The 22,141-nt window shown below is 70.4% G+C and carries 22 protein-coding genes; 13 read left to right on the top strand and 9 right to left on the bottom strand.

Going from position 1 to position 22,141, the window contains the following annotated elements:
* Positions 1 to 65: 65 nt before the first annotated feature.
* Complete coding sequence (locus AB0E90_RS01360; protein WP_360397730.1) at positions 66 to 257, bottom strand: hypothetical protein; 192 nt, start codon at positions 255 to 257, stop codon at positions 66 to 68.
* On the bottom strand, positions 242 to 406 hold the full coding sequence (locus AB0E90_RS01355; RefSeq protein WP_360397728.1) for a hypothetical protein: 165 nt from the start codon (positions 404 to 406) through the stop codon (positions 242 to 244). Before AB0E90_RS01355 ends, AB0E90_RS01360 begins: the two co-directional genes overlap by 16 nt.
* Here AB0E90_RS01355 and AB0E90_RS01350 point away from each other — a divergent pair.
* The gene (locus AB0E90_RS01350) at positions 405 to 779 is read left to right on the top strand and encodes a hypothetical protein (RefSeq protein ID WP_360397726.1); all 375 of its coding nucleotides are present in this window, start codon (positions 405 to 407) and stop codon (positions 777 to 779) included. The two genes, AB0E90_RS01355 and AB0E90_RS01350, sit on opposite strands and share 2 nt — an antisense overlap.
* Here the strand turns inward: AB0E90_RS01350 and AB0E90_RS01345 are convergent.
* Both AB0E90_RS01345 and AB0E90_RS01340 read right to left on the bottom strand, forming a co-directional pair.
* The gene (locus tag AB0E90_RS01345; RefSeq protein ID WP_360397724.1) at positions 730 to 1,551 is read right to left on the bottom strand and encodes an aldolase/citrate lyase family protein; all 822 of its coding nucleotides are present in this window, start codon (positions 1,549 to 1,551) and stop codon (positions 730 to 732) included. The two genes, AB0E90_RS01350 and AB0E90_RS01345, sit on opposite strands and share 50 nt — an antisense overlap.
* Positions 1,548 to 2,429, bottom strand: coding sequence for a 2-hydroxy-3-oxopropionate reductase (locus AB0E90_RS01340; RefSeq protein ID WP_360397722.1), 882 nt, complete (start codon positions 2,427 to 2,429; stop codon positions 1,548 to 1,550). The genes AB0E90_RS01345 and AB0E90_RS01340 overlap by 4 nt, the downstream gene beginning before the upstream one ends.
* A 140-nt stretch (positions 2,430 to 2,569) precedes the next feature.
* On the opposite strand from AB0E90_RS01340, the gene AB0E90_RS01335 reads away from it, so the two are divergent.
* Positions 2,570 to 3,391 (top strand): NAD(P)-dependent oxidoreductase, encoded by an 822-nt coding sequence (locus tag AB0E90_RS01335; protein ID WP_360397720.1) that lies wholly within the window; start codon positions 2,570 to 2,572, stop codon positions 3,389 to 3,391.
* Here AB0E90_RS01335 and AB0E90_RS01330 read toward each other — a convergent pair.
* Positions 3,388 to 4,185 carry an IclR family transcriptional regulator gene (locus AB0E90_RS01330; RefSeq protein ID WP_360397718.1) on the bottom strand — a complete coding sequence of 266 codons (798 nt, stop codon included), beginning with the start codon at positions 4,183 to 4,185 and terminating at the stop codon, positions 3,388 to 3,390. The genes AB0E90_RS01335 and AB0E90_RS01330 overlap by 4 nt on opposite strands.
* A gap of 126 nt (positions 4,186 to 4,311) precedes the next feature.
* On the opposite strand from AB0E90_RS01330, the gene AB0E90_RS01325 reads away from it, so the two are divergent.
* The 7 genes from AB0E90_RS01325 (at position 4,312) to AB0E90_RS01295 (ending at position 12,305) form a co-directional block, all read left to right on the top strand.
* Positions 4,312 to 5,634 carry a sugar ABC transporter substrate-binding protein gene (locus AB0E90_RS01325; protein WP_360397716.1) on the top strand — a complete coding sequence of 441 codons (1,323 nt, stop codon included), beginning with the start codon at positions 4,312 to 4,314 and terminating at the stop codon, positions 5,632 to 5,634.
* Positions 5,635 to 5,808: 174 nt separating this feature from the next.
* On the top strand, positions 5,809 to 6,732 hold the full coding sequence (locus AB0E90_RS01320; protein ID WP_360397714.1) for a sugar ABC transporter permease: 924 nt from the start codon (positions 5,809 to 5,811) through the stop codon (positions 6,730 to 6,732).
* Entirely contained in the window at positions 6,729 to 7,592 is an 864-nt protein-coding gene (locus AB0E90_RS01315; RefSeq protein WP_360397712.1) for a carbohydrate ABC transporter permease, read from the top strand. The genes AB0E90_RS01320 and AB0E90_RS01315 overlap by 4 nt, the downstream gene beginning before the upstream one ends.
* A complete protein-coding gene (locus AB0E90_RS01310; RefSeq protein WP_360397710.1) occupies positions 7,589 to 8,854 on the top strand; it encodes a glucarate dehydratase family protein in 1,266 nt (421 codons plus the stop codon). The genes AB0E90_RS01315 and AB0E90_RS01310 overlap by 4 nt, the downstream gene beginning before the upstream one ends.
* Before the next feature lie 29 nt (positions 8,855 to 8,883).
* Positions 8,884 to 10,311 carry a hypothetical protein gene (locus AB0E90_RS01305; RefSeq protein ID WP_360397708.1) on the top strand — a complete coding sequence of 476 codons (1,428 nt, stop codon included), beginning with the start codon at positions 8,884 to 8,886 and terminating at the stop codon, positions 10,309 to 10,311.
* 62 nt (positions 10,312 to 10,373) lie between these two features.
* A complete protein-coding gene (locus tag AB0E90_RS01300) occupies positions 10,374 to 11,567 on the top strand; it encodes a BNR-4 repeat-containing protein (protein ID WP_360397706.1) in 1,194 nt (397 codons plus the stop codon).
* Positions 11,568 to 11,660: 93 nt separating this feature from the next.
* A complete protein-coding gene (locus AB0E90_RS01295) occupies positions 11,661 to 12,305 on the top strand; it encodes a response regulator transcription factor (RefSeq protein ID WP_360397704.1) in 645 nt (214 codons plus the stop codon).
* 5 nt (positions 12,306 to 12,310) lie between these two features.
* Here AB0E90_RS01295 and AB0E90_RS01290 read toward each other — a convergent pair whose 3' ends face one another.
* Complete coding sequence (locus AB0E90_RS01290) at positions 12,311 to 13,270, bottom strand: methyl-accepting chemotaxis protein (RefSeq protein WP_360397702.1); 960 nt, start codon at positions 13,268 to 13,270, stop codon at positions 12,311 to 12,313.
* The gene (locus AB0E90_RS01285; RefSeq protein WP_360397700.1) at positions 13,240 to 13,944 is read right to left on the bottom strand and encodes an MCP four helix bundle domain-containing protein; all 705 of its coding nucleotides are present in this window, start codon (positions 13,942 to 13,944) and stop codon (positions 13,240 to 13,242) included. Before AB0E90_RS01285 ends, AB0E90_RS01290 begins: the two co-directional genes overlap by 31 nt.
* 89 nt (positions 13,945 to 14,033) lie before the next feature.
* Between AB0E90_RS01285 and AB0E90_RS01280 the strand changes: the two genes are divergently transcribed.
* The 3 genes from AB0E90_RS01280 (at position 14,034) to AB0E90_RS01270 (ending at position 19,268) form a co-directional block, all read left to right on the top strand.
* Positions 14,034 to 14,567, top strand: a complete 534-nt coding sequence (locus AB0E90_RS01280; RefSeq protein ID WP_360397698.1) for a hypothetical protein — start codon at positions 14,034 to 14,036, stop codon at positions 14,565 to 14,567.
* 195 nt (positions 14,568 to 14,762) lie between these two features.
* Entirely contained in the window at positions 14,763 to 17,774 is a 3,012-nt protein-coding gene (locus tag AB0E90_RS01275) for a S8 family serine peptidase (RefSeq protein WP_360397696.1), read from the top strand.
* A gap of 75 nt (positions 17,775 to 17,849) precedes the next feature.
* Complete coding sequence (locus AB0E90_RS01270; RefSeq protein ID WP_360397694.1) at positions 17,850 to 19,268, top strand: pectinesterase family protein; 1,419 nt, start codon at positions 17,850 to 17,852, stop codon at positions 19,266 to 19,268.
* Here AB0E90_RS01270 and AB0E90_RS01265 read toward each other — a convergent pair.
* Positions 19,192 to 20,766, bottom strand: coding sequence for an MFS transporter (locus AB0E90_RS01265; protein WP_360397692.1), 1,575 nt, complete (start codon positions 20,764 to 20,766; stop codon positions 19,192 to 19,194). The two genes, AB0E90_RS01270 and AB0E90_RS01265, sit on opposite strands and share 77 nt — an antisense overlap.
* Before the next feature lie 86 nt (positions 20,767 to 20,852).
* Between AB0E90_RS01265 and AB0E90_RS01260 the strand changes: the two genes are divergently transcribed.
* A complete protein-coding gene (locus tag AB0E90_RS01260) occupies positions 20,853 to 21,449 on the top strand; it encodes a TetR family transcriptional regulator (protein WP_360397690.1) in 597 nt (198 codons plus the stop codon).
* Here the strand turns inward: AB0E90_RS01260 and AB0E90_RS01255 are convergent.
* Positions 21,444 to 22,121: an SDR family NAD(P)-dependent oxidoreductase gene (locus AB0E90_RS01255; protein ID WP_360397688.1), complete on the bottom strand. Its 678-nt coding sequence runs from the start codon at positions 22,119 to 22,121 to the stop codon at positions 21,444 to 21,446. The genes AB0E90_RS01260 and AB0E90_RS01255 overlap by 6 nt on opposite strands.
* Positions 22,122 to 22,141 lie beyond the last annotated feature (20 nt).

Genomic DNA, 22,141 nt, shown 5'->3' with positions numbered 1-22,141 from the left:
CGTGCGGCGACGACGGTATCAATCCCCAGCCGGACACCCAATCGGATCCCCGACAACGGCCGGAATCAGTCCCAGTCGGCCCAGGCGATCCATCGCTCCGCGCGCACCACCAGCATCACCGCTGCGGCGAGATCCGCCTCCGTCCATCCGGTCGAGAAATCCCGCCGGCCGTACTTCTCGTCCAGCGCCACCAGATCGCCCATCGGCGGCGGACGGCGGGAGGTGACCGGACCGGAGACGCTCACGTAGCTGCGCACGTCGAGAAGACACCGGTCAGCGGCCGGGCCAGCAGCGCGATGCTCTCGTCCCGGGACAGGCGTCGCTTGTTCTCGTCCACCCGGACATTCTGGTGCTCGCCCTCCCGCCGGGCCAGGGCGCTGGCCCGGACCGGGTAACGTCGGTCCATGACCGGGCAGCTCTCGCTTCGCTTCGACTCGATCTATTGCGCGGTGACCGCGGTGATGCTTGCGGTCTTCGCGTCTCCCGTCTCCGACCGGCTGGGCACCCGCCCGGTGGTGGTGCTGGCGGTCGCCGCCGCGCTCGGCGGGTGGGCCTATGCGCTCAACCTCGCCTCGCAGCGGGCCACGCTGCGGTGGTGGCTGGCCGGGGTGCTGGTCGCCAACGTGGCCGCCACGGCGGTGATCTCCGGCTTCGTGACGGTGCGGCCGTGGCAGGGCGCGTTCAGCGTGCTGCTGATCGCGGTGGCCATCGAGGTGGCGATGTTCGCGGTCAGCCAGGCGGTCGCCCTGCGCCGCCGGCCCGAAGAGAGCCCGGCCTGAGGTAACCCGGACCGGCGGGCGGTAAGCGCAGCGCGCGGACCGCCTCGGTGGCGCAGCGGGCCAGCAGGGACGCGTCCGAGCCGACCCCGACGAAACGAAAACCGAGGGCGGCGTACGCGGCGGCCTGCCCGGCGTCCCCGGCCAGGATCCCGGCGGCGATCCCGGCGTCCTTCGCGGCGGCGAGCACGTCGTCGAGGGCGGCGGTGAACTCGGGCGCGTCGAACCGGCCGGCGCAGCCCAGATCGGTGGACAGGTCGCGGGGGCCGACGAAGAGCACGTCCACGCCGGGCACGGCGGCGATCCCGGCCACCGCGTGCAGGGCGCGGCGGCTCTCGATCTGGACGATGCCGACCACGCCGTCGTTCGCGGTGTCCAGGCCCTCGGGGCGCAGGCCGAAGTCGTACACCCGGTTGTAGGTGGCGACGCCGCGGTCGCCCTCGGGCGGGTAACGCAGGTGGCGGACGGCGTCCTGGACGTCGCCGGCCGTGTCGAGGCGGGGGAACATCACGCCGGCCACCCCGGCGTCGAGCAGCCGGCCGGTGCGGATGCGTTCGGCCGACTCGACCCGGGCCAGCATCGGGACCCCGCGGGCCTCGCCGGCGAGCTGCTGCTGCAGCAGGGCCCGCTCGTCGCCGCCGCCGTGCTCGAGGTCGACCAGCAGCCAGTCGAAGCCGGCCACCGCGCAGGCCTCGGTGGCGAGAGCCGACCCGAGCCCGAGGAACGTGCCGAAGACCGTGTCGCCGGCCGCGAGCCGGGCCCGCAGGCCGCTCATCGGGGCAGCCCCGACAGGTGCTCGACGCCGCGCAGCAGCACGCCGTGGTCGAGGTGGCCGTTGCCGAGCTCGCGCACCGCCTCCATCAGCTGGGCGACCAGCTCGCCGACCGGCAGGGCGACCTTGGCCGTGCGGGCCGCGTCGAGCACGATCCCGAGGTCCTTGTGGTGCAGGTCGACCCGGAAGCCGGGTTTGAAGCGGCGTTCGAGCATCGCGGTTCCTTTACGGGTGAGGACGGTGCTGCCGGCCAGGCCGCCGCCGAGCACGTCGAGGCCGAGGGCCGGGTCGACGCCGCTGGCCTCCATCAGCACGATCGCCTCGGCGACCAGCTCGATGGCGCCGGCCACGACCAGCTGGTTGGCCGCCTTGACCAGCTGGCCGGCGCCGGCCGGTCCGACGTGCACGATCGTGGTGCCGAGAGCTTCGAAAACGGGCCGGGCGCGATCGAATGCCGAGGCGCTGCCGCCGGCCATGATGGACAGCACGCCCTCGATCGCGCCCTGTTCGCCGCCGGACACCGGGGCGTCCAGCGCTTCCCGGCCGGCGGCGTCGGCCGAGGTCGCGACCAGCCGGGCGGTCTGCGGCCGGACCGTGCTCATGTCGATGATCAGCGTGCCGGGATCGCTGTGGGCGAGCACGCCGTCGGGGCCGAGGACGACCGCGGTGACGTCGGGGGAGTCGGGCAGCATGGTGATCACCGCATCGGCGCCCCGGGTCACCTCCGCGATCGATCCGGCGTGCCGGCCGCCGGCGGCGACGAGCCGGTCGGTGCCGCCCGGCCGCCGGGTGTGACCGACCACGTCGAAGCCGGCTTTCACCAGGTTGTCCGCCATCGGTGCGCCCATGACGCCGAGCCCGATGAAGCCGATCGTTCGCATGACTCACCTCGTCTACATATGTGAATGCTTATCGCATAACTGGATGTCGTTCAACCTAGGAAAATCGGACAGCGGGGTCAAGTGCCATTTACGTACGCGGATCTCTGTTAGGCTCGGCGGCCACACATAGGGAGGCTTGAATGCGCATCTTGGTCACCGGCGGGGCGGGGAAGGTCGCCACGTCCCTGCGGCCCCGGCTCGCCGCGCCAGGGCGGGTGCTGCGCCTGTTCGACCTGGTCCGGCCGCCCGAGATCGAGGGCGCCGGCGCGGAGGAAGCGGTGCTCGGGTCGCTCGCCGACCCCGACGCGGTCGCGGCCGCGTGCGACGGGGTGGACGCGATCGTGCACCTCGGCGGCCAGAGCAAGGAGGCCGACGCCGGCGAGGTGCTGCGGGCCAACGCGCTCGGCACCTACCACCTGCTGGAGACCGCCCGCCGCCAGGGCATCGGCCGGCTGATGCTGGCGTCGTCGTCGCACGCGGCCGGCTTCCACCTGCGCGACCAGACGACGTATCCCGACGGGCTGCCGGCCGACCTGCCGCCGCGCCCCGACACTCTCTACGGCTGGAGCAAGGCCGCCGTCGAGTCGCTGGCCGGCCTGTATGCCGACCGGTTCGGCCTGGACGTCATCTGCGTCCGCATCGGCCTGTGGTTCCCGACCCCACCGCAGAATCGTGGTCTGGCGACGTGGCTGTCCCCCGACGACGGCGCCCGCCTGGTCGAGGCCTGCCTGTCCGCGCCGAGCCCCGGCTTCCGGATCATCTGGGGCGTAAGCCGCAACACCCGCCGCTGGTGGTCCCTCGCCGAGGGCGAGGCAATCGGCTATTTCCCGAAGGACGACGCCGAGGTGTACGCATCGGAGCGCCTCGCCGAATTCGGCGAACCCGATTTCGACAACGACCCGGAACTCAACCGCGTCGGCGCCTGGTGGTGCGACTGGCCGTTGGCCCAGCGAATGGGCTAGCGGATGCCCTCGTGCCGCAGCTTGCGGGCCAGCGCGAGAGTGTGCCGGGTGACCGCGTCGGCTACCTGCTCGACGTGCTCCGGGGTGGCGCGGTCGGCCGGCATCGAGCAGGAGATCGCGTCGGTGGCCGGGATCCGGTAGCCCACCGCGACCGCCACGCAGGCCACGCCTTCGGTGTTCTGCTCGCGCTCGAACGCCCAGCCCCGCTTGCGCACCACGTCGAGCTCCGCGTGCAGCGCGGCCCGGTCGGTGAGGCTCTGGGGCGTCAGGCCCGCCATCGGCGCGGGCAGCAGCTCGTCGACCTCGGCCTCGGTCAGCTCGGCCAGCAGCGCCTGGCCGAGCCCGGTCACGTTGGCCGGCAGTCGGCGGCCGACCCGGGAGACCCGCCCGCCGGAGTCGCGCGCCTCGCGGCTGGCCAGGTAGAGCACGTGCGCCTCGTCGCGCCGGGCGTAGTGCATCGTGTAGCCGAGGTCGGAGCGCAGGTCCTCGAGGGTCTCCTGGGCGAACCGCAGGGCCGGATCACGGTCGAGATAGGCCGTGCCGGAGAGCAGCGCGTGCGGCCCCACCCCGAACGCTGAGCCGGTCTCGTCCGCCTCCACCCACTTGAGCTCGCGCAGCGTGCGCACCAGCGCGTGCAGGCTGGATCGCGGGTATCCCATCCGTTCCTGCAGCTCGGTCAGCGTGAGCCGGGTCGGCGAGGCGGCCAGTGTCTCGAGGATCTTGACCGTGCGCTCGGCCGATTTGACCGGCGAGACCTCATTGACCGCAGCGGATCCGTCGACTGCTGGAGGCATTGATACCCACCATCATGAAGGAATGTTTCCAGAGTGTTGACGGCCATCATACCGGCCGCTAGCTTGTCCCTACTTGCGTGACACACACGAAACACGCGTTCATATATGTAGACAGGAGGCATGCACGTGGCTGGTAGCAGAGTGCTTGCGGTGGCGGTGACCGCCGTGCTCGCGGCCGGGTGCCTCGCGGCGTGCGGCGACGACAGTCCGAAGTCCGATGCCAAGGCCGAGCTGCAGATCTGGGTGCGCAAGCCGCCCGGCTCCAGCACCGAGAAGACCGACCAGCAGCTGGCCGCCGCGTTCACCGCCAAGACCGGGGTGCCCGCCCACGTCACCGCGCTGTTCGACGACTTCGAGACGAAGCTGCAGCAGGCGGCCGCGCAGAAGAAGCTGCCGGACGTCGTCATCAACGACACCGACCGGCTCGGCGGCCTGGTCAAGCAGGGCCTGGTCCGCGAGGTCGACAAGGCGGCCCTGGCCGGATCGGCCGACCTCACTCCGGCCTCCTGGCAGGCGGCCACCGGCGCCGACGGCAAGATCTACGGGGTGCCGTTCTCGGCCCAGTCGTTCGCGCTGTTCATCCGCAAGGACTGGCGCGAGAAGCTCGGCCTCCCGATCCCGAAGAGCTGGGCCGACCTCGACGCGCTGGCCACCGCGTTCACCACCAAGGACCCCGACGGCAACGGCAAACCCGACACCTACGGGTACGTCATTCCCGGCTCCACCAAACGCGGCTACACCTCCTGGTACTTCGCGAGCTTCCTCTGGTCGGCCGGCGGCGATTTCCTCACCGGGCAGACCGGCAAGTTCACCCCGGCGATCAACAGCCCCCAGTCGCTGGCCGCGGTGCAGGAGCTGAAGAAGCAGTTCTGCACCGACAAGACGGTGGTGCCGGGCTCGGTGACCGCCGAGACCACCCAGGCCCACCCGCTGTTCGAGACCGGCAAGGGCGGGATCTACTTCACCGGCCCGTACAACATGGCCCGGTTTGATAAAAACCTCGGCAAGGACAAGTACGAGGTGGTCGCGCTGCCGGCCGGGCCGGGCGGCAAGAGCGTCTCGCTCGCCGAGGGCGAGAACGTCTACCTGATGGCCGGTTCGGCCAACCCCGAAGGACAGACCAAGTTCGCCGAGTACGCCGTGTCGGCCGACGGCCAGACCCTCGGCATGGCCGGTGACACCGACGGCAACGTGGTGCGCCTGCCGGTCAACGCGAAGGTCGACATGGCGTCGGTCCGCAAGGACACCCGCTGGCAGCTGTTCGCCGACATCTATACCGACGGCGCCCGCTACGTGCCGGTCGTGCCGGACTGGACCCCGTTCCGGCAGGCCTCGGCCGACACCCTCAACGCGCTGGTCGCCGACTGCGCCGCCGACCCGAAGGCCGCTCTCGACAAGCTGGCGCAGACGTTCGACGCCGAGCTGAGCAAGCAGGGAGCCAGGGCGTGACCGCCTGCACCGAGCGGCACTTCCGTGAGTTGCGCTCTCAGGCCGCAGGCGAGGGCCAGAAGGGCACGCCAAGAGGAGGCTCAGCGTGACCGCCTGCACCGAGCGGCACTTCCGCGAGTTGCGCTCTCAGGCCGCAGGCGAGGGCCAGAAGGGCACGCCAAGAGGAGGCTCAGCGTGACCGCGACCCTGGCCGCGCCGCCGGCGCCCACCGAAGCGCCGCCGGTGGCGCGCCGGGGGAGGCGGTTCAAGAACGCGAGCGCCTGGCTCTGGCTCGCCCCCGCGCTGATCCTGTTCACCGTCTTCAAGTTCGTGCCGATGGCCCGCGCGATCAGCATGAGCTTCAAGGAGGTGCGGCCCTACCTCGGTGATCGCTGGGTCGGCCTCGACAACTACCGGGCGGTGCTCGGCGACGAGGCGTTCCGGGCGGCGGCCGGCCACACCGTCGTGCTGGCGGCCGGCGAGACGCTCGGGTCCATCGTGGTCGGTCTCGCCCTCGCGCTGCTGCTCGAAGGCACCGCCCGGCATCTGTGGATCGTGCGCACCGCGGTCTTCCTGCCCACCGTCACCGCGATGGCCGTGGTCGCGGCGCTGTGGCGGGTCATCTACTACCCGGCTCCGGACGGGGCGCTCAACTCCGTACTCGGATGGATCGGTCTTGGTCCTGGGCAGTTTCTCGATTCGCCGCACACGTCGCTCTGGTCGGTGATGGCGGTCGGGATCTGGCGCGGCGCCCCGTACGACATGATGATCTTCATTGCCGGTCTGGCCGGCGTTGATCGCACGCTCTACGAAGCGGCCGCGGCCGACGGGGCCGGACCGCTGCGCCGGCTCTGGCACGTGGCGTTCCCGGCCATGCGCCCGGTGTTCGGCATCGTCGTGACCCTCGCCGCGATCCGTGGCCTGCGCGTCTTCACCGAGATCTTCCTGCTCACCAACGGCGGCCCGAACGGCTCGACCGAGGTCGTGATGACCCTGGTCTACAAGCTCGGCCTGGAACGCAACGAGCTCGGCATCGCGTCGGCCGGCTCGATGCTGCTGCTGGTCGCGACGATTCTGCTGACCGTGCTCGCGCAAGGCCTGCGGCGGAGAAAAGCATGAAACAACTCGACACCGCCCTCGGCCTCGGCGCGGTCCGCGGCCCGATCGGTCGCCTGGTGAAACTGGCCCTGTATGCCCTGGTCCTCTTCGTTTTCGCCGGGCCGCTGCTGGCGCTGCTGGTCAGCGCGTTCGGCCGGGTAACCGACCCGACCAGGCTGTCGCTGATCCCGCACGACCTCACCCTCGACAACTTCCGCACCGCAATCGACCAGGGCGTGCTGCGCTACCTCGCCAACTCGCTGATCGTCGTCGGCGGCGGTCTGCTGCTCCAGATGGCGGTGAGCGTCTCCGCCGCGTACGCGCTGGCTCGCAAGCAATTCCCCGGCGTACGCCTCGTGCTGCTCTTGATCTTGTCGACGATGATGCTGCCGGAGGAGATCCTGGCGATCCCGCTGTCGCTGGTCCTCGCCGACGTGCCGATCATCCACCTCAACCTGGTCGGCACGCTCGCCGGCATGATCGTGCCGGTCGGCGCGTGGGCGTTCGCGATCCTGGTGATGACCGAGTTCATGCGCGACGTGCCGATCGAGCTCGAGGAGGCCGCCCGCCTCGACGGCGCCGGTGACCTGCGCATCTTCTGGTCGGTGATCCTGCCGGTGTGCCGGCCCGCGCTCGGGGTGCTCGGCATCTTCGGCTTCACGATGATCTGGGACCAGTACATCCTGCCGCTGCTGGTCGCCCAGGACGCGAGCCAGTTCACGCTCGCCCTCGCCCTGCGCAGCCTGCGCGCGGACGAGCAGGTGGGCACCGGGGTGCTGATCGCGTCGGCGCTGCTCGCGCTGCTGCCCTCGGTCATCGTCTTCCTGGCCCTGCAGCGCCAGTTCATGCGCGGCCTCACGTCTGGAGCGATCAAAGGATGACCCATTCGCTGGTACGCGAGGTGATCGTCACGCCGGTCGCGTTCCCCGACCCGCCGCTGCTGAACTCGGCCGGCGTGCACGAACCGTGGGCGCTGCGCGCGGTGATCCAGGTGCGGTGCGACTCCGGCACGGTGGGACTTGGGGAAACGTACGGAGACGCACCGCACCTCCGCCTCCTGTCACTGGCGGCCGCCGCGCTCGACGGCCTCGACATCTTCGACCTGGCCGGTCTGTCGATACGTATCGCCGCCGCGATCGGCGCCGTCGACACACCCGACCGGCACGGCCTGACCGGCGCTTCTTCTGCCGCCAAGACCCTGGCGCGGGTGTTCGCCCCGTTCGAGGTGGCGCTGCTGGACCTGCAAGGACAGGCGATCGGGCGGCCGGTCCACGACCTGCTCGGCGGGAAGGTACGCGACCGGGTGCCGTTCTCCGCCTATCTCTTCTACAAGTGGGCCGGCCATCCCGGCGCTGTCCCGGATTCGTGGGGCCCCGCGCTCGACCCGGACGGGATCGTGGCGCAGGCCCGCCTGATGATCGACCGCTACGGCTTCGAGTCGATCAAGCTCAAGGGCGGTGTGTTCCCACCGGCGGAGGAGATCGACGCGATCCGGGCGCTGCGCGCGGCTTTCCCGACGCTGCCGTTGCGGCTCGACCCGAACGCCGCCTGGACTCCGTCGACGTCGGCCGAGGTCGCGGCATCGACCGAGGGGCTCCTGGAATACCTGGAGGACCCGACCGGCGGCCTGGCCGGCATGGCTTCGGTGGCGTCGTCCGCGCCGATGCCGCTGGCCACCAACATGTGCGTGGTCGCGTTCGCCGACCTGCCCGAGGCGGTGCGGCGCGGCTCGGTCCAGATCGTCCTGGCCGACCACCATTACTGGGGCGGCCTGCGCGCGTCGGCCGAGCTGGCCGCGATCTGCCGCACCTGGGGCCTGGGCATCTCCATGCACTCCAACAGCCACCTCGGCATCAGCCTCGCCGCCATGGTCCATCTGGCCGCCTCCACCCCCTTGCTGACGTACGCCGTGGACACGCACACCCCGTGGCAGTCCGGCGTGGACGTGGTGGCGAACCCGCTCGCGATAACCGGCGGCGCGGCGACCGTCCCGGACACACCGGGCCTGGGCGTTCAGCTCGACGAGGACGCGCTGGCCCGCCTGCACGAGAACTGGCTGCACTGCGGCATCCGCGAACGCGACGACACCTCTTACCGGCAGCGCTTCGAGCCCGGCTACGAGAAGCGGAGGCCCCGGTGGTGAGCGAACCTGCCCGATCAAAGGAGTCCACTGTGTACAGAACAACCGCGGTGCTCGTTGCCGCCGCTCTCGCCGCCCTCGGCGCAGCCGCCCCGGTCCGGGCAGCGACCACGCCCACCGCCACCGTCACGATCGATCGGGCCCACCCGGCTGGGCGGCTCGGCGGGGACGCCGTCGGGCTTTCGTTCGAGATGCGTGAGCTCGGCATCGGCAACCTCGACCCGGCCAAGGGCAACATGGCGCAACTGATGCGCACCCTCGGCGCCAGCAACCTGCGCATCGGCGGCAACACCCTCGACCGCGACACGCTGTGGGTGCCCAAAGGCCAGCCGCCGCCCGACCCCAAACCCGACTGGGTGCAGGACGTCGTGACCCCGGCCGACATCCAACGGCTGCGCGGCCTGCTCGACGCCACCGGCTGGAAGGCCGAGGTCGGCGTCAACGTAGGACGGTGGGACCCCACCCTGGCGGCCGACCAGGTGCGCACCATGGACCGCATCCTCGGCAAGCGCCTGGTAGCGGTCGAATGCGGCAACGAACCCGACCAGTGGGAGGGCAAGGCGCTGCGGCCGGCCGGCTATGCGTATCCGCAGTACCACGCCGACTGGTCCGCCTGCGCCGACGTGGTCGGCCACGACAAGATCGCCGGCCCGGACACCGCCGGCACCTCGTCGTCGTGGGCGTCGTCGCTGGCCGCCGACGAGCACGACCGGATGTCGATGCTGACCGTCCACCAGTACGCATCCGGTCCCGACATCACGATCGACAAGATGCTCTCGGCGGGCCAGATCACCTCGCAGCTCAACGCGGTCTCCACCAACCTGGCGGCGGCGACCGCGAACGGCCTGTCGATGCGCATCGACGAGGCGAACTCGGCCTACAGCGGCGGCGTCGACGGCGTCAGCAATAAATACGCCTCGGCGCTCTGGGTGATCGATTACGCGCTGTCGATGGCGCAGGCCGGGATGGCCGGCGTCAACATCCACGGCGGCCTCGGCGTCTGCAACGACCCGATCTGGAACGGCAAATTCCAGCGCTACACGCCGATCTGCGCGGCGAACAAGGCGTACGAGCTGGCCCAGCAGTACCGGGTCATGCCGATCTACTACGGCATCTGGATGGCCCGGCAGATGGGCTCGGGACGGTTCCTTCCGGTCACGGTCAATTCCCCGAACAACATTTCCGCGTACGCCGTGAAAGGCGACGACGGCCGCACCCGGGTTGCGCTCGTGCAGAAGGGCGCCACGCCGGTCGACGTGACGATCGACGTCGGCGGCGCCCGATCGGCGAGCGTGCTGCAAATGACCGGCGCCGGCCTCGACCAGGAGGCGACCGCGATCCAGGGCGCGACCGTCGGCGGCAACGGCCAGTTCCACCCGGTGCCCACCAGGACAAGGGTCGACGGCGGCAAGCTGACCCTGACGGTGGCAGCCGGTAGCGCCGTGGTGGTGACGCTGTGAAACGACGTACCCTATTGGCCGCAGGTTTTGTGCCTTTTGTTCCGGCCCCGAAAAGGGGTCTGGTGACCGTCGCGGCGGCTCAGGCGGCCCGCACCGACCGCCGCCCGGTCGCCGGCGGCGTGCACGATCCGCGCGCCGGCAAGACCTTCATCTCGTGGGGCGGCTTCCAGGAGGACAACTACGTCCAGGAGTACGACCATCGGCGGCGCACCTGGTCGGCGCCGGTGCGGGTGGCCGGCGGCGACAACGACTCGCACAACTACCCGACCCTGATCCAGGCCGACGACGGCCATCTGCTGGTCTTCCGGGGCCTGCACAACAAGGAGCTGTGGGTGGCCCGGTCACCGCGGCCGCACTCGATCGCGGGCGAGTGGTCCGACACGATCATCCCGGAGGGCCTGGGCGCGACGTATCCGATGCCGGTGAAGACGGCGTCCGGCGACATCTTCGTCTTCATCCGCGAGACGGCCGGCGACTTCGACAAGACGTATCCCACCGATACCCGCCCGATGAAGTACGTGCGGTCGACCGACCACGGCCGCACCTGGCAGAGCTTCCCGTGGTGCATCGCGCCGCTCGACCGCTCGGACAACCTGAACGAGATCTACATCGGACAGTTGCGCTACGAGCCGCACGCGAACCGCATCGCGATGGTGTGGACGCTGGCCGGGGGAGGTCCGGAGGGGCACCTGCACGACCGCTATCACCGCAACCTCTACTACGCCACGTTCTCCCCGGCCGACCTGCACTTCCGTTCGGCGGCCGGGCACGACCTCGGCACCACGGTCGACGACGGCGGCCAGGAGCGCTACTTGAAGGTGGCGCAGACCGAGCTGCAGACCGTCAATCCGCGCTCGCCCGACTACATCAGCCTGGTCGGTTCGGCCGAGGGCCGGCCGTTCGTGGTGTGGATGCAATTGGACGAGCAGGCCGCGGTGCACGGGAAGGCAGCGGTCTATCGCGGTGGCTGGCGGCATCAGGATCTGGGCACGGGTGCGCGCTTCCGTGACATGGAACCGGCCGGCGACGGTTCCTGGCTGGTCTACGCGACCCCGGACCCGGCGGCCAGCGGCGTCGATACGTATCGCCTGCGGCCCGGCGTGTCCTGGCGCCGGAAGTCGTCGCTGGTGACGCCGCAGCCGATCCAGCGGATCGAGGTGATCGCCGGGCACCGCGGCCCGGCGCGGCTGCTACTTACCGGCAACAGCAGCGCCCGGGAGGTGACGGTCGCCGACGGCGACGTCTACGTGGTCTGACGGCTCCCGGAACGGGTCGTCGACCGGCTTGCCGAAGTGGAAGCGGGTCTTTCGGCCCTTCTGAGCGGGACGTAGGGGCCGTACAAAGAAGTCATGATCCGTGTGTTCCTGCTCGACGACCACGAGGTGGTTCGGCGAGGTCTGATCGAGCTTCTCCAGGCCGATGGTGACATCGAGGTCGTGGGGGAGTCGGGCTCCGCCCAGGAGGCCTCCCGCCGAATTCCGGCTTTCCGGCCGGATGTGATGATTCTGGATGCCCGGCTGCCCGACGGCAACGGCATCGACGTGTGCCGCGACGTGCGGGCGATCGACTCGTCGATCAAGGGTTTGATTCTTACGTCGTACGAGGATGATGAAGCTCTGTTCGCCGCGATCATGGCCGGCGCCTCGGGTTATGTGCTCAAGCAGATCCGCGGCACCGACCTGCTCGACGCCGTGCGCCGGGTCGCCGACGGGCAGTCGCTGCTCGATCCGGCGGTCACCCAGCGGGTGCTGGAGCGCATCCGCAACGGGGTGGAGGCGCCGCGCGAGCTGGCCGGCCTGACCGATCAGGAGCGGCGGATCCTGGAGTTCATCGCCGAGGGCCTGACCAACCGGGAGATCGCGTCACGCATGTTCCTGGCCGAGAAGACGGTGAAGAACTACGTGTCGCACCTGCTGGCGAAACTGGGCCTGGAGCGGCGCACGCAGGCCGCCGTGCTGGCCGCGCGGCTGCTCGGTGATCACCCGCGCCGCTGAGGCCGTCACAGCCGGAAGGTGGCGACCAGGCCGTTGAGCTCGGTCGACATGCGCGCCAGTTCGCTGGTGGCCTGCTGCGTCTCGGCCACGCCCTGACTGGTCGTGCGGGCCGACTCGGCCACGCCGGTGATGGTCTGGGCGATCTCGTTGGTGCCGCCGGCCGCCTCGGAGACGCTGCGGCTCATCTCGGCGGTGGTGGCGGTCTGTTCCTCCACCGCCGAGGCGATCGTGGTCTGGAAGTCGCTGATCCGTTCGATCACGTGCGAGATCTCCTCGATCGCGGTGACCGCGCCGACCGTGTCGGCCTGGATGGCCTGCACCCGGCGGGAGATGTCCTCGGTGGCCCGCGCGGTCTCCTGGGCGAGGTCCTTGACCTCGGAGGCGACGACCGCGAAACCCTTGCCGGCCTCGCCGGCGCGGGCGGCCTCGATGGTGGCGTTCAGGGCGAGCAGGTTGGTCTGCTCGGCGATCTGGGTGATCACCTTGATCACGTTGCCGATCTCGGCGGACGACTCGCCCAGCTTGTTCATGGTGTTCGAGGTGGTGCTGGTGATGGTGACCGCCTCGGCGGCGACCCGGGCCGCCTCGCTGGCGTTCTGCGAGATCTCCCGGATCGACGCGCCCATCTGCTCGCTGCCCGCCGAGACCGTGTCGACGCTGCGGGAGACCTCCTCCGCCGCGCTCGACACCGACAGGGCCTGCAGCGACGTCTGCTCGGCGGAGGCGGCGATCTGCGCCGCCGTGGCGGTCATCTGCTCGGACGCGCCGGCCAGCGAGGCCGCCGAGCCCTCGATGGTGGCTACCGTCTGCCGCAGCCGGCCGACTGCGGTGTCCAGCGCCTGACCCATCCGGCCGGGCTCGTCCCGCGTGTTCAGGCCGGTGCTGCGGGTGAGGTCGCCGTCGGCGAGCCCGTCGCACACGTGTGTCACCTTGATCAGCGCCGACACGATCTTGCGGGCCACCATGCCCCGATCGCGAGGGCGAGCACGAGCCCGGCGACCAGGGCGACGATCGAGACGTTGCGGCTGGTCTCGTACCCCGACCTCGCCGCGGCGGCGTTCTTGGCGGCGTCCGCGTTCTCCGCCGTGTCCATCGCGGTGAGCTGGTCGTAGAGCTTGTCGAGGACCGGCAGCGTCTCGTTCGTGCGGATCCTGGCCCAGCCGTCCAGGTCGTTGCGGACGCCGGCCGGCAGCATCTTGTTGTTGACCAGATCGACGTACGCGTTCCAGTTGGTCTCCATCGCGTCGATCAGCGCCGAAGGCGCGGCGGGATTGCTGCCGCGGTAGGCCGTCAGCGTGGCGTCGAAGTCCTTGATGTCGGTCGCGACGTCGTCGGCGAAGGACTGCGTGCTGGCCGCGGTGGTGGACAGCGCCTGATTCGCCGCGTCCGACCGGGTCTGGGTCGCGTAGTACCGGATCTGGCCCACCGCTTTGACGCTCCCGACGTTGCTCGTGTAGATCAACTGTGCCGACGCGCTGGCGTCGCTCAGCGCGACAAGGCCCAGGATGCCTACGACCAGGGCGACCGCGGCCGCCGTGGCGACCGCGGCCAGCACCTTCACGTTGACGCTGAGGTCCGCGAACGAGGATCGGCGGGTCCGTGTCGGCGGGTTCAGGCCGGCAAGGGTCATCGCGCTCATAGGACCCACTATCGACGAGCGAGGCGGCCGGCAGGCGGCATTCGGCCAACCGCACACGGGTCCACGATTGCGCGGTTACGCTGGGCGACGTGCATGTGATCGTCGACGTCGGCAGCCGCCTTGACCCCGAGGTCAGCTGGCCGGAGGGTGCGGCCCTGAGCATGTTCGCCGGCGAGCCGGTGCAGCTGATGATCTTTCTCAGCCACCCGCACGAGCTCGAAGTGCAGGCCGTCACGTCCGCGCCGACCCGGTTCGCGTGGATCGACAGCGACGTCGCCGGCGTGCTGCTCTACCGGCTCGGCCCGATCCTGGCGTGGTCGCAGGTGGCCTACACGCCGCATCTCTTCGCGCCCGACGACGGGCTGCCCGGGGTCGACGCCGACCCGACCGTGCAGATCGTCCTGGTCGACCGGGACACCAACACGGTCAAGGCGCTGCACCGGGTCCGGTGGCCGGACGAGTTCGCCGCGACCGTCCGCACGTCGGTGAGCCGGATGCGCGAGCGGCCGGACAACCGCGCCGAGTTCGATCACGCCCTGGCCGGGCTGCACCGCCGTTATCCAACGGCGGAAGATCTGATCACCGATCGCGCTGATGCGGTCTGCACGGCCACGCCCTGCTGAAGGCCCTCATAACACGGAATCGATCCCGGTCGAGGGATGGTGCTCGAAACAGTTTCCGTGCAAACTCCTCCTCCAATAGATCGGCTTGATTAGTGAGCCCGATCTTTGTGCGCAAGCAGCACGGAGGAGGCGGCCCGAGTGGGGTTCAATCGTCGATTCACGGCAATTGCCGGAATCGGTATTCTATTTACGGCTATGGGCGTGGTGAGTGCCTCGTCGGGCGCGGCCGCCGCCCCCGGCATCCGGCAGAGTTTCACCCCGGTCCCGGCCGGTTCCAAGATCACAAAACTTCCGGCCGGCATGCGGAACAAGCCGGTGACGGTCATGGTGCAGCTCGCCGAGCAGCCGGTGGCAGCGGCCGACGCCGCGGCCGCCACGCCGTGGACCGATACACAGAAGACACAGCGCCGCGACAAGATCCGCAAGGACCAGGCCCCGGTCGAGCAGAAGGCCCGCCAGCTCGGCGGCACCGTGCTCGGCAGCTACCAGCACGCCTACAACGGCATCAAGGTGCGGGTCAACGCGAACGAGCTCGACGCGCTCGCCGCCGCGCCCGGCGTGGTCAGCGTGCACCCGCTGCAGACCATCAAGCCGGACAACACCAAGGGCGTGCCGATGATCGGCGCCCCGACCGTGTGGAACACCCCGGACAAGTACCGCGGCGAGGGCATCAAGGTCGCGGTCATCGACACCGGCATCGACTACACGCACGCCGACTTCGGCGGCCCGGGCACCACCGCCGCGTACGAGACGGCGCACGCCGCCGAGACCACGCCGGCCGACCCGAAGCTGTTCGGCCCCCGGGCCTCCAAGATCAAGGGCGGCATCGACCTGGTCGGCGACAGCTACAACGCCGACCCGGAGAGCGCGGCCTACCAGCCGGTGCCGCACCCGGACGCCAACCCGCTCGACTGCAACGGCCACGGCTCGCACGTCGGCGGCACGATCGGCGGCTACGGCGTTCTCGCGAACGGCAAGACCTACACCGGGTCGTACGACAAGAACACGGTCAGCGGCAACTCCTGGTCGGTCGGCCCCGGCGTCGCGCCCAAGGCCAGCCTGTACGCGGTGCGCCTGTTCGGCTGCGACGGCTCCACCGACATGGTCGTGGACGCCATCGAGTGGGCGGTTGCCAACGACATGGACGTCATCAACATGTCGCTCGGCTCGTCGTTCGGCACCGCCGACGCCCCCGAGTCGGTCGCCGCCGACAACGCGGCCAAGGACGGCGTGATCGTGGTCGCCTCGGCCGGCAACTCCGGCCCGGCGCCGTACATCGTGGGCAGCCCGTCCACCGGCACCAACACGATCAGCGTCGCCGCCAACGACCCGACCGCGTCCTTCCCGGGCGCGCACCTGTCGATCGGCCTGGACGCCATCAACGCCAACGGCGCCACCTTCGCCGACGGCACCTCGCTGCCGATCAAGGTGGTCGGCAACGGCGCCGGTGGCATCGCGCTCGGCTGCTCCACCGCGGAATTCACCGCGGCCGGCGTCGAGGGCAAGCTGGCCGTGGTGGCCCGTGGCACCTGCGGCCGGGTCGCCAAGGCGGTCTACGGCCAGGCGGCCGGCGCCGCGGCGGTGCTGATGGTCAACAACGTGGACTCGTACCCGCCGTTCGAGGGCGCGATCACCAGCAACCCGGACACCGGCGAGCCGGCGAACGTCACCATCCCGTTCCTCGGCACCCCGTCGTCGGCGGCCGCGGCCCTGATCGCCGCGGACGGCCAGACCACCACGCTGACCAACAACCAGCTGCAGAACCCGACCTACACGGCGACGGCGAGCTTCTCGTCCGGCGGCCCGCGCACCGGGGACAGCTGGCTCAAGCCGGACGTCACCGCGCCCGGCGTGAGCATCTCGTCGGTCGGCGTGGGCACCGGCACCGGCGCGGTCGTGGAATCCGGCACCTCGATGGCCGCTCCGCACACCGCCGGCGAGGCCGCCCTGGTCAAGCAGGCGCACCCGGACTGGCGCAAGGTCGCCTACTGGAAGGCGGCGATCGTCAACACCGCCAGCCCGTCCGGAGTGGCCGGTTACTCCACCCGGCTCGACGGCGCCGGCCTGATCCAGGCGCCCGGCGCGGTCGACACCCAGGTCGTCGCGCTCGGTGACCCGGGCACCGCCACGCTCAACTACGGCTTCGCCGAGCTGGACCGCAACTACGCCAAGACCAAGACCATCAAGGTCAAGAACTTTGCGCGTACGGCCCAGACGTACACCCTGTCGGTCGGTTCCGCCGCCGGCAGCCCGCACAAGACCAAGTTCTCGAAGACCCGGGTGACCGTTCCCGGCCGCAGCGAGATCTCGGTGCCGGTCACCCTCGAGGTGCCGGCCGCGACCGCGGGCGACTCGGCGCAGTTCCAGGACGTGTCCGGCCTGGTCACGTTCACCCCGGTCGGCAAGGGCGTCACGCTGCGGGTGCCGTACTACCTGGTTCCGCAGTCGGTGTCGAAGGTCAGCGCCAAGGTGGACACGCGTTCGCTGAGCCGCAAGGGCTCGGCGACCGCGACGGTGACCAACCGGCACGGCGTCGTGTCCGGCACCGCCGACTGGTACGCCTGGGGTCTTTCCGACGGCCGTGATTCCATCACCGGCGCCGCCGACCTGCGTGCCGTCGGTGCGCAGAGCCTGCCCGCCGACGGTGCGGTCGCGTTCGCGATCAGCACCTGGAACCGGTTGTCCAACGCCGCTCGCAACGAGTTCGACGTCTATGTGGACGTCAACGGCGACGGCACGGACGACTACGACGTCGTGGGCGTCGACTACGGCCTGCTCACCACCGGCGATCTGACCGGGCAGATGGCGACGGCCGTGTTCGACATGCGCACCGGTGACGGGACGATCGAGTTCTTCGCCGATGCGCCGTACGACAGCAGCACTTTGGTCTTGCCGGTGTTGATCTCTCAGCTGTGCGCGGCGGGCTCGCCCTGCCTGTCGGCGGACAGCCCGCGGCTGACCTACCACGCGGCCAGCATCGGCCTGATCGACGGCAACGACGACGACCTCACCAGCAAGGCGTCGTTCAATGCCTTCACGCCGGCGATCACCACCGGATTCGCCGACGAGGTGGCCCCGAACAAGGCGGCCACCGAGACGGTGAAGCTGGACCGGGCCGAGTTCGCCAAGACCCCGGCCAAGGGTTTCATGGTCGTGAGCCATGACAACGCGAGCCGGGACGAGGCCCAGTTGATCCCGGTCAGCTAGGTTTTTGTGATCCGAGACCCCTTCGTGCATCTACCAGAGCAACCGCTCCCGTAGATGTCACGAAGGGGTCTTCTCGTGTCCAGGATCTTCCGAAAGCTGCTCTTGGTGCTGGCCGTCCCCGGCGCCCTGATCACGTACGCCGTTCTGCCCTCGGAGGCGGCCACGCTGCCGGCCACCGGCGCCGTCTACCAGCTCAAGGTCACCAAGAGCGGGATGTGCATCGACGTCCCCGCCGCCTCGACCGCCAACAGCGCCCTGCTCCAGCAGTGGGGTTGCACCGACTCCGCCAAGTGGCAGCAGTTCACGCTGACCGCGAGCGGCTCGAACTACCTGCTGGCCAACGTCAACAGCGGCAAGTGCATCGACGTGCCGGACTTCTCGACGACCTCGGGCACCCAGCTGCAGCAGTACACCTGCGTCTCGTCGCAGACCAACCAGCAGTGGAAGCTCGTCGCCAGCGGCACGAACACCTTCCAGATCGTGAACGTCAACAGTGGCCTGTGCATCAGCGACAAGGACGCCTCCACCGCGTCCGGCGGCGCGATCATCCAGGAGACCTGCACGGCCAACTCGAACAAGCAGTGGGCGTTCACCGCCGTGGGGAGCAGCGCGGCCGCGGTCGTCGCCGCCGACGGCACCGGGCAGTACAAGACCGTGCAGGCGGCGGTCGACGCGGTGCCGGCGAACAACACCACCCGCCGGGTCATCACGATCAAGGCCGGCACCTACCGGGAGAGCGTGGTCATCCCGTCCAACAAGCCCTACATCACCTTCCAGGGCCTCGGCGCCGGCCCGGCGAACACGGTGATCGTCAACAACAAGCCCGCGTCGACGGCCGGCACCACCGGCTCGGCCACGGTCTACGTGCAGGCCAAGGAGTTCAACGCCACCAACCTGACGTTCACCAACGACTACGACGAGGCCGCGAACGGCTCGTCGCAGGCGCTGGCGCTGGCCCTCTACGGCGACAAGGCGGTCCTGAAGAACGTCCGAGTCACCGCCGACCAGGACACGCTGCTGATCTACAACAGCGCCCGGGCGTACATCGCGAACTCCTACATCGAGGGCACCGTCGACTTCATCTACGGCAACGGCCAGGCGGTCTTCAACGCCTGCCAGATCTACGAGAAGCGCAGCACCGGCGGCCCGATCACGGCGGCGAACACCCCGGCGACCCAGACGTACGGCTTCCTGATCTACCAGTCGACGATCACCGGCGCCACGAACAACACCACCCAACTGGGCCGGCCGTGGGGTCAGGGTGCGCAGGTCGTCTACCGCGAGTCGTCGCTGAGCGCGACCATCGCGACGGCCCAGCCGTGGATCAACATGTCCACGAACACCTGGCAGAACGCCCGCTTCTACGAATACAAGAACACCGGTTCGGGCGCGACCGCCAACAGCAACCGGGCGCAGCTCACCGACGCGCAGGCGGCGAACTACACCCCGCAGAAGTACCTGGCCGGCTCGGACTCCTGGAACCCGATCGGCTGACGGACCCCGGCCCTGGCTCTTTGGGGAGAGAGTCAGGGCCGGCCGGGTCGGACCTGGACGGCACCAGCCGCCAGGCGAGCGCGCCCGACACGACCGCCAGCGCCGCCGCCACGATCGACGTGATCTGCATGGCGTCGGCGAACGCGTCCCGGGCGGCGGCCACGACCGCGGGCCCGGCAGCGTGCGCGGCGGCCAGCGACTCGGTGACCGCGTCACGGGTGGCCGCGGGCAGGGCCGACAGATCGGGCAGGGCCGCCCGGTACAGCACCGTCTGCAGCGTCCCGAGCAGCGCGATCCCCAGGGCGACGCCCAACTCGTACGCCATCTCGGAGATCGCCGACGCCGCACCCGCCCGCTCAGCCGGCACCGACGCCAGCACCGCGTCGGTGGACGCGGTGACCGCGACGCCGACGCCGAGCCCGATGACCACCAGGCCCAGCGCGAGAACGCCGTACCCCTCGCGGCCCTCGCCGGCCGCCAGGATCGCCAGGCCGCCGGCCACGGTCAGCAGCGAGACGCCGAGCGCGCGCCCGACACCGAGCCGGGACATCAGCGGGACCGCCACCACGACGACCACGATGGAGGCGAGCGTCAGCGGCATCTCGCGCAGACCGGCCTGCAGCGGGGAGTAGCCGCGGACCAGCTGCAGGTACTGCGAGAAGAAGAAGATCACCCCGCTGAACGCGAAGATGGCGATCACGGTGGACAGGATCGTCCCGCTGAACGCCGGCCGGGCGAACAGCCCGATGTCGACCAGCGGCGACGGCAGGCGCCGCTGCCGGCGCACGAACCAGACCCCGGCCGCCAGCCCGAGCACCGCCGCGGCGATCGCGGCCGGCCCGATGCCGCCCTGCGCGGTGCGCTTGACCGCCCAGACCAGCGGCACGATCGCGGCCACCGAGAGCAGCGCGCTGAGCGGGTCGAAACGACCCGGCGCCGGGTCCCGCGACTCCGGCACCAGCGCCGCGACGCCGGCCAGCACGAGCAACATCACCGGCACGTTGATCACGAAGACCGAACCCCACCAGAAACGCTCCAGCAGCAGCCCACCGACCAGCGGCCCGAGAGCGGCGCCGCCGGAGGCGCCGGCCGACCAGATGGCGATGGCCCGGGTGCGCAGGCGCGGCTCCGGAAACAGATTGCGTACGAGCGAGAGCGTCGACGGCATCAACGTCGCCCCGGCCACCCCCAACAGCACGCGCGCCGCGACCAGCCAGCCGGCGGTCGGCGCGAACGCGGCCAGCAGCGACGCCCCGCCGAAGCCGGCCACGCCGAACAGCAGCAGCTTTTTTCGTCCGATCCGGTCCGCCAGCGTGCCCATGCTGATCAGCAGCCCGGCCAGGGCGAACGAATAGGCATCGCCGATCCACAGCAGCTGCGCGCTGGTCGGCCCGAGGTCGGCGGTCAGCGCCGGCACCGCCAGGGCCAGCACCGTGCCGTCCACCGCCAGCAGCGTCACCGCCAGGGTCAGCGCGGCCAGGGCTCCCCAACGTCTCATGCCCCCAAGCTAGCCGACCGTATGGTCGGCAGAACAGACCATCTGGTCGGCTACGATGGTGACGTAGCCGACCACCGGAGGTTCCGATGCCCGCGAAGCCGCCGCCGACTGATCCGCTGCTGCCTCCCAAGGAGCGCGACGCCGCGCGGACCCGGCGGCAGGTGCTGGGCGCGGCCGCGCGCACGGTCGCGGCGCACGGCGCCGGCGTGAGTCTCGACGTGATCGCCCGCGAGGCGGGCGTCTCCAAGAGCGGGCTGCTGCACCACTTCCGCAGTCGTGACCAGCTGCTCCTGGCGCTCACCGACGACCTGGTCGAGCAGTTCCGCGCCGATGTCGAGGCCGCCGCCGACCCGCGCGATCACGCCGCCGGCCGGCTGGTCCGGGCCTACGTCACCGCGACCCTCGGCGGGGTCACCGACGCTCCCGGGGTCTCCGCGCACGTCAAGCTGGTCGCCGCCCTGTCCGCCGTGCCCGGCGTCGACGAGCTGCTGCGCCGCGACACCCGCCGCTGGCAGGAGGCGTTTGCCGCCGACGGCCTGCACCCCGACCGCGCCCTGCTGATCACCCGAGCCGCCGACGGAGCGTCGCTGGCCGCGCTCTACGAGGGCGGCGTCGACCACGACCAGCTGCGGCACACCCGAGACCTGCTGCTCGCCCTCAGTCGCGGGGCCGGCCCGCTATAGACCCGCGGCGTACGGGTGCTCGTCGCCCTCGCCCTTGGTGTAAATGGTCCAGTAATGCTCGGCGATGGTGTCCGGTTGCGTCTCCGGCCCGCCGTGGCCGATCCACACCGACAGCGGCACGTGTGCGACATGGACGCCCTGCCCGGCGACGGCCGCGTGCAGGGACAGGGCGTAGGTGCGCAGCGCCCCGGCGCCGACGGCGATGTTGCCGAAGGCGGGCATCATGCCGGGATTGGCCGAGGTCCCGCCGGTGGTGAACAGGATCGTGCCGCTGCCGCGCCCGGTCATCGCCGGCAGGACCTGCTGGGCCGCGGCGAGGCCGCCGCCCAGATAGAAATCGAGCTGGGGCCGCACGGACTGCAGCGTGAGCTCGGTGACGGCAACCGGGGCCAGTGCGGCGTTGTCCGGAGCGCTGGGCGAGAAGCTGAGCACGTCGATCGCGCCGAACCGCTCGGTGATCTGCGCGATGGCGCCGGCGAGCGCGGCCGGGTCGGTGGCGTCGGCCGCATAACCGGCCGCCTCGACACCGCGTGACCCAAGCTCTTCGACCAGACGGTCAAGGTTTTTCTGGGTACGCGACACGAGCCCGACGGTGAAGCCTTCACGGCCGAATCGCTGGGCGATGGACAGGCCGAGCCCGGGGCCGGCGCCGATGATCGCGATAGTGGGCATGGATGGTTCCTTTCGGGGTC

Source organism: Actinoplanes sp. NPDC026619 (assembly GCF_040638295.1).
In the GTDB taxonomy this organism is placed as follows: Bacteria; Actinomycetota; Actinomycetes; order Mycobacteriales; family Micromonosporaceae; genus Actinoplanes.
This window is presented reverse-complemented; position numbering and strand designations above follow the sequence as displayed.

Bases quoted from the DNA above. Each gene is read 5' to 3' on its own strand.
- AB0E90_RS01290 (WP_360397702.1), bottom strand. From the start codon at position 13,270: ATGGTGGCCCGCAAGATCGTGTCGGCGCTGATCAAGGTGACACACGTG.
- AB0E90_RS01340 (WP_360397722.1), bottom strand. From the start codon at position 2,429: ATGCGAACGATCGGCTTCATCGGGCTCGGCGTCATGGGCGCACCGATG.
- AB0E90_RS01285 (WP_360397700.1), bottom strand. From the start codon at position 13,944: ATGAGCGCGATGACCCTTGCCGGCCTGAACCCGCCGACACGGACCCGC.
- AB0E90_RS01260 (WP_360397690.1), top strand. From the start codon at position 20,853: ATGCCCGCGAAGCCGCCGCCGACTGATCCGCTGCTGCCTCCCAAGGAG.
- AB0E90_RS01350 (WP_360397726.1), top strand. From the start codon at position 405: ATGACCGGGCAGCTCTCGCTTCGCTTCGACTCGATCTATTGCGCGGTG.
- AB0E90_RS01355 (WP_360397728.1), bottom strand. From the start codon at position 406: ATGGACCGACGTTACCCGGTCCGGGCCAGCGCCCTGGCCCGGCGGGAG.
- AB0E90_RS01335 (WP_360397720.1), top strand. From the start codon at position 2,570: ATGCGCATCTTGGTCACCGGCGGGGCGGGGAAGGTCGCCACGTCCCTG.
- AB0E90_RS01265 (WP_360397692.1), bottom strand. From the start codon at position 20,766: ATGAGACGTTGGGGAGCCCTGGCCGCGCTGACCCTGGCGGTGACGCTG.
- AB0E90_RS01315 (WP_360397712.1), top strand. From the start codon at position 6,729: ATGAAACAACTCGACACCGCCCTCGGCCTCGGCGCGGTCCGCGGCCCG.
- AB0E90_RS01275 (WP_360397696.1), top strand. From the start codon at position 14,763: ATGGGCGTGGTGAGTGCCTCGTCGGGCGCGGCCGCCGCCCCCGGCATC.
- AB0E90_RS01310 (WP_360397710.1), top strand. From the start codon at position 7,589: ATGACCCATTCGCTGGTACGCGAGGTGATCGTCACGCCGGTCGCGTTC.
- AB0E90_RS01345 (WP_360397724.1), bottom strand. From the start codon at position 1,551: ATGAGCGGCCTGCGGGCCCGGCTCGCGGCCGGCGACACGGTCTTCGGC.
- AB0E90_RS01255 (WP_360397688.1), bottom strand. From the start codon at position 22,121: ATGCCCACTATCGCGATCATCGGCGCCGGCCCCGGGCTCGGCCTGTCC.
- AB0E90_RS01295 (WP_360397704.1), top strand. From the start codon at position 11,661: ATGATCCGTGTGTTCCTGCTCGACGACCACGAGGTGGTTCGGCGAGGT.
- AB0E90_RS01330 (WP_360397718.1), bottom strand. From the start codon at position 4,185: ATGCCTCCAGCAGTCGACGGATCCGCTGCGGTCAATGAGGTCTCGCCG.